Source organism: Pseudoalteromonas sp. SR41-8, from assembly GCF_014163915.1.
In the GTDB taxonomy this organism is placed as follows: domain Bacteria; phylum Pseudomonadota; class Gammaproteobacteria; order Enterobacterales; family Alteromonadaceae; genus Pseudoalteromonas; species Pseudoalteromonas rhizosphaerae.
This window is the reverse complement of sequence record NZ_JACJEE010000016.1, coordinates 95,465-109,064: the sequence shown is the minus strand read 5'-3', so window position 1 is coordinate 109,064 and position 13,600 is coordinate 95,465. Positions and strand designations below refer to the sequence as shown.

The following is a 13,600-nucleotide window of genomic DNA, read 5'->3' as shown; positions in this document are numbered from 1 at the left end:
CGGTAAGCGGTAAGCCAAAAATCTACTCAATTCAGATTTTATGTCAAGGCTTACCAAGCGCTCTGGTCGCTTAAAACTTACAGCTTATGCCTTATAGCTCTAAAGTAATTGATCAAACAAATCAAATAACTTATCTAGCTCTTCGATGGTGTTGTAGTGCATGCAACCAATGCGTACAACGCCGCCAGTATCCAATACACCCAATTGCTTGCATAAGCCCTGAGCGTAGAAGTTACCATCCCACACACATATATGTTGCTTACCTAAAAACTCAGACACCTGACGTGGCTCAAGCCCTGCAAAGGTTAAAGCAAAAGTTGGGGTACGTTCAGCTAAACGATCTAAATCATCAATACCAAATAGTTTGATCTTAGGATAGTTAACTAGTCGAGTAAGGAAGTACTCACTTAACGCCATTTCATGCTGTTTAGTTTTTGCAAAAGCAGAAGCTAATTTATCGCGGCGTGAATAGCTACCATCAAGCTCACTAATATCTGCAATGTAGTCAACAGCAGCAATTAAACCTGCGAGTGCTTCAAAGCTTTGCGTGCCGGTTTCCCAGCGCCCAGGAATAACATCTTTGGCAGGCTCGACTTTGTATGGTCTAAACTCTTCAAGGTGCTCACGCTTAGCGTACACCATACCTAAATGTGGGCCGAAAAACTTATACGCAGAGCAGGCCAAAAAATCACAATCAAGTGCTTGAACATCAATCAGCTCATGTGGCGCATAATGCACAGCATCCACATACACCAAAGCACCTACGCTATGAGCCATTTCAACAATACGTTTAATGTCGTTTATAGAGCCGGTAGTGTTTGATGCATAAGTAACGGCTACTAATTTGGTTTTAGTACTCAGTAAGCTTGTAAAATGCGCTAAATCTAAGCTGCAATCAGCTTCGTTAATCAATACAGTATTAACCTTTGCGCCTTTATCTTCTGCAGCCTGCTGCCAAGAAGATACATTTGAGAAGTGATCTGCATTGGTCACGATAATCTCATCACCCGCTTGCCAATCACGAGAAATCGCACGGCTAAAGCTAAAAGTAAGGCTAGTCATATTCGCACCGAATACAATTTGATCGCGCGATGGGGAATTAAGTAAATCAGCAGCCGCTTGGCGCGCATCAGCCATTAACTCAACGGTTTTTTCACTCGAAAAAAATGCACCGCCTAAATTCGAGTTGTAATAACCTAAATAAGCCGACATTGCACTCAAAACAGGCTGTGGTACTTGTGAGCCACCCGGGCCATCTAAAAATATTGGTGACTTACCAGCTACTTGCTGCATTAGGGCCGGAAATTGGCGGCGTAATTGTGTTAAGTTCATTGCTATTCCTTAAGCTGTCAGTACGAAGCAGTCAAGATAACCCGCTTTTGTGTCATCAATTTTATTCATCGGTGTTGCGTTATGCCAAACTTCACGGTCATTAATTAATGCAAACATACCGTCTTTAATTTCCATTTTAAAACAAGGCTCAGCTTGCTTATTTTCATACACCAACAACTCACCACCTTCTAAGTTTTCGTGAGATACACCACAAATACAAACGTGATCAAAGCCATCTTGATGAATACCTTCTGGCGCAGGCGGCGTATCACTTTCAATAGCAAGCATACGAAATTGATGAATTTCAATATCACGCTCTTCGCTAATACCGGTAATGGCACGAAACTCATTGACGATACTTTTCATCCCTTCGCTTGCCAATAAACTCGGCTCTAAATTTTCGTAAGTGCGCTCAACATTACCTTGGAAAGTATTGATTGAATCATCTTGTACAAATGCTTTTGTGGCTTGTAAAACAAGTTCATCATTTTGCACTTTAATTACTGAATAGCGGCGTTTACGAAACGCACCGTCGGCATACGGGTTAGCCGGAAGATTAGCAAACGATGGCTTAACAGCCTCAATATGAGCTTGGTTTACAAAGCGAAGTTGTAATAGGTTCTGGTTGTTTAATGCTGTCATAAAAATCTCGCCTAAAAATAAGAGGATTAACTCATAAATAATGAAGGGATTTTAATGCAATTAGAGGGGATTTTTTGCGTCTTTACTTGATTAAAGTAAGGTTAAAGTAGAATTTTAAGATCTAAAATATCATCATAATGAAATTTTAATCTAACAACAAAATGACCAATGGAATTTCTATTTATAAACATCAATAACAAAAACACTTAAAGAGTCCAACTAACCTCATATTTATTTTTCAATCTTCAACTACAAGTTCAACTTAGTCGCAGGCTGGTAAGGTAGGTTGTAGCGCCACATTCTTAATGTTCAACTAAATACGAATAATATTTCAGCATCCCTAATAAAAAAGCCTGCTAAGCAGGCTGTCATATACAAACGAGTTAAAATTAAACAGCTTGTTGAATAATCACGTTGTCTGCTTTTTTAGTGTAAGCAGGCATGCGATGGAAGTTCAAGTAACGGTATGTATCTGATGCTGTTGCATTGATCTTCGCAGCATATTCTTGATACTCAGCAGATGTTGGTAATCTACCTAAAATTGCAGCGATTGCAGCAAGTTCAGATGAAGCTAAAAATACGTTTGCACCATTACCTAAACGGTTCGGGAAGTTACGTGTAGAGGTAGACACAACTGTTGCTTGATCTGCAACACGTGCTTGGTTACCCATACATAGTGAACAACCTGGAGTTTCGATACGTGCGCCAACACGACCAAAAATACCGTAATAACCTTCTTCTGTAAGTTGGTCTTTATCCATCTTAGTTGGTGGAGCAACCCAAAGCTGAGTCGGTAATTGACCTTTAAAGCCATCAAGCAACTTACCAGCAGCACGGAAGTGACCAATGTTAGTCATACAAGAGCCGATGAATACTTCATCAATTTTCTCGCCTGCAACATCAGAAAGAAGACGCGCATCATCTGGATCATTTGGTGCACAAAGAACTGGCTCTTTAATTTCGGCTAAATCGATATCAACTATATGAGCGTACTCAGCGTCTTTATCAGCTTCCATAAGTTCTGGGTTAGCTAACCACTCTTGCATTGCCGTAACACGACGTTCAATCGTACGTACATCACCGTAACCTTCAGAGATCATCCACTTCAGCATAACAATGTTTGATTCTAGGTATTCAGAAATAGATTCTTTAGATAACTTAACAGTACAACCTGCCGCCGAACGCTCTGCAGATGCATCAGATAATTCAAATGCTTGCTCAACAGTTAGGTGCTCAACGCCTTCAATTTCTAGTACTCGACCAGAGAATTCGTTAATTTTTCCTTTTTTCTCAACGGTTAATAAGCCTTGCTTAATACCGTAGTAAGGGATTGCATGTACTAGGTCACGTAATGTGATACCAGGCTGCATTTCGCCTTTAAAACGGACTAAAATTGATTCAGGCATATCAAGTGGCATTACACCGGTTGCTGCTGCGAATGCTACTGCACCCGACCCCGCTGGGAATGAAATACCTAATGGGAAACGTGTATGTGAATCACCACCAGTACCGACGGTATCTGGTAATAACATACGGTTTAACCATGAGTGGATAATACCGTCACCTGGGCGAAGCGAAACACCGCCACGGTTCATGATGAAATCAGGAAGCGTATGGTGAGTATTTACATCAATAGGTTTAGGGTAAGCTGATGTATGACAGAAAGACTGCATTGTTAAATCTGCAGAGAAACCTAAACACGCTAAATCTTTAAGTTCATCACGCGTCATAGGACCGGTTGTATCTTGCGAACCAACAGTAGTCATTTTAGGCTCACAGTATTGACCAGGGCGAATACCTGCAACGTTACATGCTTTACCAACCATTTTTTGCGCTAGTGTGAAGCCTTTATCAGAAACTTCTGTTGCTGTTGGTACTTTAAATACATCAGTTGCACCCAAGCCAAGAGATGTACGCGCTTTGTCAGTTAAACCACGACCAATGATTAGTGGGATACGACCACCAGCACGAACTTCATCTAAAATTACCTCAGATTTAAGTTCAAAAGTAGAAATAATTTCATCAGTACCGTGACGCTTAACAACACCTTCGTAAGGGAAGATATCGATTTGCTCACCCATGTTAAGTTCATCAACATTTAATTCGATTGGTAATGCGCCTGAATCTTCCATTGTGTTGAAGAAGATTGGCGCAATTTTATTACCTAAACATACACCGCCAACACGCTTGTTTGGTACAAACGGGATATCATCGCCCATAAACCAAAGTACAGAGTTAGTTGCTGACTTACGAGAAGAGCCAGTACCAACAACATCACCTACGTAGGCAAGTGGTAAGCCTTTCGTTTTTAATTCTTCAAGTTGTGTAATTGGGCCAACTTCACCAGCTTTATCAGGTGTAATACCGTCACGCTCAATTTTTAGCATTGCTAAAGCATGCAATGGAATATCAGGACGTGACCATGCGTCTGGCGCTGGTGATAAATCATCAGTATTTGTTTCGCCAGTTACTTTGAATACCGTAACTGAGATTTTTTCAGCAACCGCAGGTTTATTGGTAAACCATTCTGCAGCAGCCCAAGATTCAATAATTTGCTTAGCGTATTCATTACCCGCTTTTGCTTTTTCTTCAACGTCATAAAATGCATCAAACATTAATAACGTATTTGCAAGACCTTTAACAACGATTGGCGCAAGCGCTTCTTCGTCAAGTAGCTCAATCATGGGGGCGATGTTGTAACCGCCAAGCATTGTGCCTAATAGTTCAGCTGCTTTTTCTTTTGAAATTAGTGGTGAAGTTGCCTCACCTTTAGCAACTGCGGCTAAAAAACCAGCTTTGATGTAAGCTGCGTCATCCACACCTGGCGGCACGCGATTTACTAATAAGTCTAAAATAAACTCTTCTTCACCTGCAGGTGGTGTTTTAACTAGCTCGATAAGATCAGCCGTTTGCTGAGCATCCAATGGCGCTGGTACGATACCTAACGCGGCACGTTCTTCTACGTGTTTACGATAATCTTCTAGCACAATATTGCCCTCTTGGTGACGTGAAAGTATTCAGTAATACGCGTTCTCGCGAAAAATTACTCAATACTTATAGTATTCTGATGATTAATTATAAAGCTTTTAAATATAGATGAAAGTCCATGCAATCAAGCAAAATTTTATACTCACTATAAATACTATGAATAGTCAAAAAGGAAAACACCATTCACATGAATGTTAATTAACTGCGAATCATTACTATTTTATTAGGCATAAAAAAACCCAGCATATTGCCGGGTTTTTAATAAATCAAATGCTATTAACGCTCAACTTTCACGCGTTCAATTGACTTAATGTGTGCTTCTACACGACGGTTTTCCGCGTGTGCAGCAGGTGTGTTGTCTGTATTTTTAAGACGCTCTTCGCCTAGACCAACAGTAGTAATACGATCTGCAGCAATGCCATCAGCAATTAGCTTAGCAGCAACTGCATCAGCACGCTTTTTAGATAACCACTTGTTGTAATCTGCTTTACCAACAGCAGAAGAATGACCTTCAAGTAATACTGTTGTATCTGTGTGCTCTTTTAAGAAGCCTGCAACTTTTTCAATACCGCTGTCATATTTGCCAGCAACAACCGACGCATTGTTAGGGAATGTTACTAACAAGCTCTTAGTTACTTCACGGTCTTCATATAGAGTACAACCTGTTCCATCAACAGCATCTGTCATTGGTGTGTTTGCACATTGGTCATCTGCATCAGGGATGTTATCACCATCGCTATCAACAGGAGCAACCGCTACAGGTACTACTGTAGCTGGAGCTGGAGCAGCTTTAACTGGCTCAGCTGCTGAACTTTGCTTACCAAATAAATAGCTAAGGCCAAGTTTAGCACCTACATCTGTGTAACCACGGTCAAGGCCTTGGTAAATAGATGTTTCAGCATTAAATGCGAAATTATCAGTGAAATAATGTTGGTAACCAGCACCCACATTAGCAAAAGTTAGGTTTTCTGTAATATCGATTTGTTTAAGACCGAAAATACCATAGAAAGGGCCGCCGTTGATGTGATAAAGACCATCAATACCTAAACGATCGCCGTCCATGCTTGTTGCGTTCATAGCAGGATTTACATTTGAAATGTCAAAATCCATATCAGCATATTCTAAGCGCGCGCTCCAGTAATCGTTAAAACGATAACCAATTTCCGCACCCCAACCAGTTGAATCATCAACGTTAGTACCTGCGCTACCACGGACATTTTCCCATGAAGCATCGTAATAATCGCCAAAAGCACCGATAAAGAAACCTTCTTTTTCAGCCGCGAAGCTTGAAGCGCTAGTTGCAGCTAGTGCTAAAGCAATAGTAAGTGATTTTAATTTCATTGTTTCCTTCCCATTTTCACAATTAAAATTGTAGCTAAGAAACCCTAGCTCAATAAGTTTGATTACAGAGTACCGCATCTTTAGTTAATCATTACTTAACAAAAACGTTTAAATGCATATATTTTGCAATTTAAATATTTATTAGAATAAAGCGCTCTACATTATAGTTCAGATAAAAGACTTTACCTAACTTACACATACATCGATTGTCAGCATTGTAATTGCTATCACTACTATTTCAGAAACAACGTTTCCAATATATTTGGCTTTAAAAATTTAAATGCTGAAGTTAATGGATGCATTATATTGGTTAATTTTAAATCAACAAGTAGCTAAGCATATTTATTTCTTATAATTCTTAATAAATAACAGCTTTTAACTAAAGATCTGGATGAATAAGTAGCATCAATTCGTTCGTATCCGTTCAATTTACGAACAGCGACAAATAACAATAATTGATGCTGTTATTATGTACCACAAAATGTTTGGTAATTAGTGTCCATATCGACAGGCGGTGAGTACCAAAATGCAGGGCTTGCCAACAATTGGTAAGGCGACCTCAAGGCCGTTAAATATTCATCTAACATGCTGCTTTCACCAGTACTTTCATACTGCTGTATTATGCTTTCAACGATATGATTACGCGGGATCAAGCGTGGGTTGGCTTGGCGCATCAGCTGATAGCTTTGCGTATTTGTTCTGGCTAACCACTTAATAGACCAACCAGCCAAGTCACTCGGAATAGCAGTCTGACCTTGCAGTGATTCTGTTAAGGAGTCAAAAGTATTGGTGTAATCAAGCTGATGAGTTTTCAGTAAAGTTAATAACTCGGATACTAATTCAGCATCACCATCTTGATGACCATCAAAGCCCAACTTTTTCGCCCACATCTGTGTAAAAGCTTGATGAAACTGCTCAGCAAAACCATTTATTAATGGGCTTAGTAGCTCAACAGCCTGCTCTTCGTCATCGCTAATTAAAGGAATTAAACTTTCAGCTAAACGTGCACAATTCCAATTAGCAATATTAGGTTGATTGCCAAAAGCATAGCGGCCTTGGCGATCAATAGAACTAAATACAGTATCAAAATCAAACTGATTCATCATTGCACAAGGGCCATAATCGATGGTCTCACCACTGACGAGCGTATTATCAGTATTCATTACTCCATGAATAAAACCAACGCGCATCCAGCTAACAATCAGGCTAACTTGCTTTTCAATTACCGCACTTAAAAATGCCAAATAACGCGCAGAGCCCGTAGACTTTATCTCAGGATAATGACGCTCAATAGCTAAATCAGCTAAAGTTTTTAAACCAGTAACATCACCTTGCGCAGCTAAATACTGAAACGAACCGACACGTATATGACTACTAGCAACGCGGGTAACAATGGCTCCTTGTTGTGGTGGTTGACGGTAAACTGTTTCACCACTGGCAACAACTGCCAAACAACGTGTCGTCGGTATGCCAAGCCCGTGCATTGCCTCACTCATTATATATTCACGTACCGCAGGACCGATTGCGCAACGGCCATCACCTCCACGTGAAAATGGCGTAGCACCAGAACCTTTGAGTTGAATGTCCCAAAGCTGTTGCTGCTGATCAGTGACAGCCCCTAATAAATGTGCTCGCCCATCACCTAAACGCGGTGAAAAATGTCCAAATTGATGCCCTGAGTAACCTAATGCCACAGCAGCAACATCGCTGTTATTAAGATTACCAGAAAAAATTACCGCACGTTCTGATGTGGCAACCTCAATATTAAGCTGCCTAGCTAACGTATCGTTCCACAGCAGTAAGTTTGGAGCAATAACAGCACTTGGCTGATCAGCCACAGCAAAATCATCAGCAATCTGGGTGTAACGAGCAACTAATTTCATAGTATTCCTTAGGCTTGGGTTGTTTGTATGCCAACGCGATTATCGCCCACGCTGTATGCAACTAACAAACTGAGCTCTTGAAGGCTTAATCCGCTTTGTTGCTGCAATTCATTAAAAAAATGTTGAGCGCTGGTAAGTGACTTTTTAGTTTGTAAACCGCTATCAATTATCTTATGAGCACGGAGATAACTTTCTACATCACGCGAGAATAAAAAAGTGTCTTTCCCTAAGGTTCGCAATGCATAAGGGCCGGTGTTACCACCTAAACGCGCACCATGCTTTTTTAAATACCCCCACAAACCAATAATATCGTCGCTCGGCCAATCTGCAATAAACTGACTAAAACTGCCATGTTCACTTGCCACTTCATGGATCATATACGCATTTTCTGGGATCGTTTGCACTTTTTTAAAGTTACGAACGATTCGCTCATCGGTGGCTTTTTGCTCAAGCATATCTGGCGGCATCATTAATAATTTAGCCACACTAAAATCCCAAAATACTTCCCGAAAACCTGGCCATTTATTGTTGATCACTGACCAATAAAAACCACTTTGAAAAATTTTGCGGGTAAACTCTTCAAGCCATGCATCATCAGGTAAAGCAGTTAATTGCTTTGCATTTTGAGGGGCAACAAGTAAGTGCTGTAACATTACTTCGCTACCTTTTCGCTGTGCCGCTCGTTGATATATATCTTGAAATTTTTCCATTACTCACTACCACTGCTTGTTATTACGCTTACTGTAACGCTATTTACGTTGTAAAAAAATGTCAGGAGCACATTGCAGCTAAAAATAAACTTAAAAATATCCAGCCTTGACACCTAGACGGCTAAAATGCTTTAATCTTCCGCATTACCCCTATTAAAGGTGTGAGTTTTAAACGATAAAACTTACACCATGGGCTAGAAGAGGTGCGTTATTCAGGTAACGTATGTGAGGAGCACACACTCCAGTGATCATACGTGAGGGGAATTAACGCCGAGAAGTAACACTTTTTGTGAAGTTTTACTTCGGGCGACTGGGTTGAATCCCAGCGACTGTCACCAATAACAGCTTGGCTGTTAAAATATTTGGTGGAGAGCTTCTGGTCTTAGCGTAATAAGGCCATAGCGCCCTATTATATTAAGCCCATTCGCTCTTCGAATTATTAGTTCGAACGACGTTAATGTGGCTCCAATCATAAAAGCTTATTAACTCCTCGAATCACTTATAAGTTCGTGAGAGATGATCAATAACTTCAATTTAAATGACTACCCTTTGTGGACGGCACTCGTCACGCCATTTACTGACGCTGGTGAAGTCGACTATGCCACTCTTGATCAGTTAGTTGCACAGCAGCAAGTGGCTAACAATGGTATTTTATTACTTGGTAGCACTGGCGAAGGCCTCGCACTAACACTCAAAGAGCAACAAGCGATTGTTGAACACGTGTGCCAATTAACGCCAACAGTACCACTGATGGTTGCAGTAGGCGGTATAAACCTAAAGCAACAAATTGCCTGGGTTGAATACTGTAATCAGTTACCCATTCATAGCTATTTACTGGGCACTCCCCTATACGCTAAGCCCGGCGTAGTAGGCCAAACACATTGGTTTGAAAGCTTACTTAATACCAGTAAACATCCTTGCATGCTTTATAACGTACCAGGGCGCAGTGCTGTTGATATTCCATCGGCCGTAATTAGCAACTTAAAAGACCATAAAAACTTGTGGGCACTCAAAGAAGCCAGTGGCGACATTGCTAAATTTGAAGGTTTTAGAAAAGTCGCACCTAATTTAGCTATTTTTAGCGGTGACGATGCACTGATGCCTTACTTTGCCCAGGCTGGCGCAAAAGGTTTAGTCTCTGTGGCTGCTAATGCATGGCCTGTGCAAACCCATGAGTTTGTAAAACGAAGTCTCAGCGGTCAACACCCCAATTTATTTGCCGACTGGTCACAAGCCATTCAAAGCTTGTTTGCTGTCGCAAACCCTATCCCCGTCAAAGTATTGATGCATTTACAAGGGCGAATTAACAGCCCGTACTTACGTCCACCTTTGACGCATCTTGAGTTAACGCAAACTGATTGTATTAACAACGCAAACAACACCATTTTATCTTGGCATTAAATACAGGTTTTTATAATGAGCTGGTTAGAACTACTAAATAATTTAGAATCGGGCGCAGTGCGCGCAGCAACACAAGACGACAACGGCCAATGGCATGCTAACGTTGCAGTAAAACAAGGTATTTTAGAAGCGTTTAAAAATGGCACTAATACCGAATTTCCAGGTGGCTTTGTTGATAAACATAATTTAGCACCACAAGGTTTTGCAGCCGATGCTGGAGTGCGTATGGTACCTGGTGGCTCAAGCGTTCGCCGTGGCGCACACGTTGCTAAGGGCACGATTATTATGCCACCAGCATATGTAAACATTGGTGCGTTTATCGACGAAGGCACTATGGTTGATAGCCACGCGTTAGTGGGGTCGTGTGCGCAAGTAGGTAAAAATGTACATTTAAGCGCTGCAGTACAACTAGGCGGTGTACTTGAACCTATTGGTGCAAGCCCGGTGGTGGTAGAAGAGGATGCATTCATCGGTGCAGGTTGCGTGATTGTTGAAGGCGTAGTAGTGAAAAAAGGCGCGGTGCTCGCACCAGGTGTACGCTTATCAGCAACTATTCCAGTTTATGACTGTGTTAATGAGCGCCAGCTGGCTAAAGGCGAGCCTATTCCTGAATACGCAATTGTTATTCCAGGCTCTCGTCCAGCTTCTAATACTTGGGCCCGCGAGCAAGGATTAAGTATGTCGTGTGCATTAATTGTAAAATACCGTGATGAACAAAGTGATGCATCATTGCTGCTTGAAGAGGTTTTACGTTAATGAGCTTTTTGAGCACGCCAGTTAAAACCGCCATTGATGAGCTATCAACTACGCTTGATACACCATTTTTTATTTACGACCTTGATACATTAAACGCACACTTAACGCGATTAGTGGCGCAAACTGAGGTAAAACTGTGGTATGCCGTAAAAGCTAATCCATTATCTAAAGTCATTCAAAGCTTAGATAACGTGGGTTTTAACTTTGATGTAGCAAGTAAAGGCGAACTTGAGCAAGTTCTGGCACAAGGTATTAACAGCGAGCGCGTGCTCAATACAGGGCCTGCCAAAAGCCCAAAACAAATTAAACACTTTATTGCGCGCGGCGTACGTACCTTTGTTGCCGAAAGCCTTAATCAAGTACGCTGGCTTAACGAGCAAGCAAGCTTACAAAACTGCCAGTTACAGGTATTACTGCGAGTGCAATTACGCTGGCCTGAAGGAGAAAAAAACCCACTTGGTGGCGATAGCCTTACTCCATTTGGTTTAGGTTGCGATGAATGGCAAGCGCTAAATACTAGCGACTACCCAGCGCTTAGCTTTGATGGCCTGCATATTTTTCAATGGGGCAACATGCTCAGCAGCGACAAGCTAGCTGAACTTTGGTCACAAATGATTGCACCGCTAACAAAGCTTGCCAACGACTTAGGTATTCACTTAAAAGTACTCGACTTAGGCGGTGGTTTAGGTATTCCTTACACTCTTGATGCACCAACCTTAAGTTGGGATGCGCTCATTGATGCATTAGCTGACATTAAGAATGCCGCAGGCGTACAAGAACTCTGGATGGAGCTTGGCCGTTATGCTGTGGGCGAATGCGGTCATTACGCAACACCTGTCGTTGAGCGAAAACTTAACTATGCCCAACAACAAGTGATCTTAAGCGGCGGTATTAATCATTTATTGCGCCCTGCAGTCACCAGCCAAGATTTCCCGGCACGATTATTACGAGACTCAACTGCTGCATACCAAACTATGAGCTTATATGGGCCATTATGTACAGCACTTGATTGCTTAGGTGAACACCAATTACCTAGTGATTTAAATGAACAAGACTGGCTGGTCTTTAGCCAATGTGGCGCGTACGGCTTTACCGAAAGTATGCCGTATTTTTTATGTCATGAGCTAGCCGCTGAATACACATTACAAAATGGCGAGCTTAACTGTATTCGCACAGCTGAAGATGCCAGCTACTACTTAAGGTAATTGAGATGAGCACGACTAAAGCTATAAGCCAAGAAAACATAGTAGTTGGTGAAGTTGCCAACGGCCTACCGCTCACAATTCCTGTCTATCGTTTAAAAGGCGATGGCACTGGGCCAAGTGTGTATGTGCAAGCTAATATGCACGGTGCAGAAGTACAAGGCAATGCGGTTATTTACCAATTACTTGAGCAGCTTAAGCATCTTGAACTCAAAGGCGATATCACCCTGGTGCCTTACGCGAACCCAATTGGTTGCAATCAAAAATCGGGCGAATTCACCCTTGGTCGTTTTGATCCAATCACCGGCACCAACTGGAACCGCATGTATCACTGCAATAGTAAGCTCGCGAGCCAATTTGCTGAGCAATATAGTGATGCCGATGAGCAAACCTTAAAAAGTGAGTTTAAAGCCGCACTGATTGATGAAGTAGACCAACAACTAAGCGGTCCAGCTTATCGCCTAACTACAGGCAAACGCATTGCACTTAACTTGCAAAAGTTGGCACACCAAGCTGATATCGTGCTCGACTTACACACAGGCCCCATTTCGAGTCAGCATTTATATTGCCCAGATTATGCCAAGGCCAGTGCCAACTACTTTAATATTCCTCATGTATTAATCATCCCTAATGATTTTGCAGGAGCAATGGATGAAGCAAGTTTTTGCCCATGGTGGCAATTAACCGAGGCATTAGCTCAACAAGGGCGTGAATTTAATGTTCAAGTTGAAGCTTTTACGGTCGAACTCGGCAGCCAAGAAAAAATCGATTTAACTGCGGCCCTTGATGATGCTAATAGTATTTTAAGTTACCTAAATCATAAGCAGGTATTCGTTGATGCCCCCTATCAGCCAAAAGTAATGAAGCGCTACGGCTGTGATTTAAATGATTACCTTGCTTACTATGCACCTATGGGCGGCATGGTTGAGTATATAGCGCCACTTGGCGGCCATATCAAAGCTGGCGAGCCGATTGCTAGAGTATTGCGAATGGAGCGCTACCTCGCAGAGCAACCATTACAAACCCTAACACTTGATTGTGACGCCATCGCGATTTTGCATTTTGCTTCAGCAAGCGTAAACCAAGGCACCGAACTATATAAATTCTTTACTAACGTATTTGAGCTTTAATTTTTATATCAAGCTCAACCCTTCTCATTGCGTGAGAGCACGACTATCCAATTGGAAAAAGTGCATTGAACAAGCGGCTTCGGCCGCTTTTTCTTTGTATTTATGGGCAAAAAGCGCCACAATCAACTAAGTTCAGTAACAATTCACTGATATTCAGTTAAAGTCTGCACTGAATAAAATATAATGAAAATCTATTTTCAGCTATTTTCTTGCAC

At 41.6% G+C, this 13,600-nt stretch carries 10 protein-coding genes and 1 riboswitch; of the genes, 4 read left to right on the top strand and 6 right to left on the bottom strand.

Annotated elements, in window-relative coordinates; all coding sequences use genetic code 11:
- Positions 1-99: 99 nt before the first annotated feature.
- The 6 genes from H5162_RS12655 to H5162_RS12630 form a co-directional block, all read right to left on the bottom strand.
- Positions 100-1,332: a cysteine desulfurase-like protein gene (locus H5162_RS12655; protein ID WP_182732361.1), complete on the bottom strand. Its 1,233-nt coding sequence runs from the start codon at positions 1,330-1,332 to the stop codon at positions 100-102.
- A 9-nt stretch (positions 1,333-1,341) separates the two neighbouring features.
- Positions 1,342-1,974, bottom strand: a complete 633-nt coding sequence (locus tag H5162_RS12650; protein WP_145238003.1) for a 2OG-Fe dioxygenase family protein — start codon at positions 1,972-1,974, stop codon at positions 1,342-1,344.
- Between the two features lie 389 nt (positions 1,975-2,363).
- The gene (gene acnB, locus H5162_RS12645) at positions 2,364-4,961 is read right to left on the bottom strand and encodes a bifunctional aconitate hydratase 2/2-methylisocitrate dehydratase (RefSeq protein ID WP_149980473.1); all 2,598 of its coding nucleotides are present in this window, start codon (positions 4,959-4,961) and stop codon (positions 2,364-2,366) included.
- Between the two features lie 277 nt (positions 4,962-5,238).
- The gene (locus H5162_RS12640) at positions 5,239-6,303 is read right to left on the bottom strand and encodes an OmpA family protein (protein ID WP_145237997.1); all 1,065 of its coding nucleotides are present in this window, start codon (positions 6,301-6,303) and stop codon (positions 5,239-5,241) included.
- Between the two features lie 467 nt (positions 6,304-6,770).
- Positions 6,771-8,186, bottom strand: a complete 1,416-nt coding sequence (locus H5162_RS12635) for a YdiU family protein (RefSeq protein ID WP_182778671.1) — start codon at positions 8,184-8,186, stop codon at positions 6,771-6,773.
- 8 nt (positions 8,187-8,194) lie between these two features.
- On the bottom strand, positions 8,195-8,896 hold the full coding sequence (locus H5162_RS12630; protein ID WP_182778669.1) for a DNA-3-methyladenine glycosylase I: 702 nt from the start codon (positions 8,894-8,896) through the stop codon (positions 8,195-8,197).
- Between the two features lie 190 nt (positions 8,897-9,086).
- A riboswitch (Lysine riboswitch) is annotated at positions 9,087-9,280 on the top strand.
- Between the two features lie 132 nt (positions 9,281-9,412).
- Here H5162_RS12630 and dapA point away from each other — a divergent pair.
- Genes dapA through H5162_RS12610 form a run of 4 tightly spaced genes read left to right on the top strand, consistent with a single transcriptional unit; the run spans position 9,413 to position 13,385 of the window.
- Positions 9,413-10,297: a 4-hydroxy-tetrahydrodipicolinate synthase gene (dapA, locus tag H5162_RS12625; RefSeq protein ID WP_145237988.1), complete on the top strand. Its 885-nt coding sequence runs from the start codon at positions 9,413-9,415 to the stop codon at positions 10,295-10,297.
- 15 nt (positions 10,298-10,312) lie between these two features.
- Positions 10,313-11,053, top strand: a complete 741-nt coding sequence (locus tag H5162_RS12620; protein WP_182778667.1) for a 2,3,4,5-tetrahydropyridine-2,6-dicarboxylate N-succinyltransferase — start codon at positions 10,313-10,315, stop codon at positions 11,051-11,053.
- The gene (locus tag H5162_RS12615; protein ID WP_182732355.1) at positions 11,053-12,258 is read left to right on the top strand and encodes a PLP-dependent decarboxylase; all 1,206 of its coding nucleotides are present in this window, start codon (positions 11,053-11,055) and stop codon (positions 12,256-12,258) included. Before H5162_RS12620 ends, H5162_RS12615 begins: the two co-directional genes overlap by 1 nt.
- Before the next feature lie 5 nt (positions 12,259-12,263).
- Positions 12,264-13,385 carry a succinylglutamate desuccinylase/aspartoacylase family protein gene (locus H5162_RS12610; protein ID WP_182718986.1) on the top strand — a complete coding sequence of 374 codons (1,122 nt, stop codon included), beginning with the start codon at positions 12,264-12,266 and terminating at the stop codon, positions 13,383-13,385.
- The last annotated feature ends 215 nt before the right edge of the window (positions 13,386-13,600 follow it).

Bases quoted from the DNA above. Each gene is read 5' to 3' on its own strand.
- H5162_RS12610 (WP_182718986.1), top strand. From the start codon at position 12,264: ATGAGCACGACTAAAGCTATAAGCCAAGAAAACATAGTAGTTGGTGAA.
- H5162_RS12615 (WP_182732355.1), top strand. From the start codon at position 11,053: ATGAGCTTTTTGAGCACGCCAGTTAAAACCGCCATTGATGAGCTATCA.
- H5162_RS12635 (WP_182778671.1), bottom strand. From the start codon at position 8,186: ATGAAATTAGTTGCTCGTTACACCCAGATTGCTGATGATTTTGCTGTG.
- H5162_RS12655 (WP_182732361.1), bottom strand. From the start codon at position 1,332: ATGAACTTAACACAATTACGCCGCCAATTTCCGGCCCTAATGCAGCAA.
- dapA (WP_145237988.1), top strand. From the start codon at position 9,413: ATGATCAATAACTTCAATTTAAATGACTACCCTTTGTGGACGGCACTC.
- H5162_RS12620 (WP_182778667.1), top strand. From the start codon at position 10,313: ATGAGCTGGTTAGAACTACTAAATAATTTAGAATCGGGCGCAGTGCGC.
- H5162_RS12650 (WP_145238003.1), bottom strand. From the start codon at position 1,974: ATGACAGCATTAAACAACCAGAACCTATTACAACTTCGCTTTGTAAAC.
- H5162_RS12640 (WP_145237997.1), bottom strand. From the start codon at position 6,303: ATGAAATTAAAATCACTTACTATTGCTTTAGCACTAGCTGCAACTAGC.
- H5162_RS12630 (WP_182778669.1), bottom strand. From the start codon at position 8,896: ATGGAAAAATTTCAAGATATATATCAACGAGCGGCACAGCGAAAAGGT.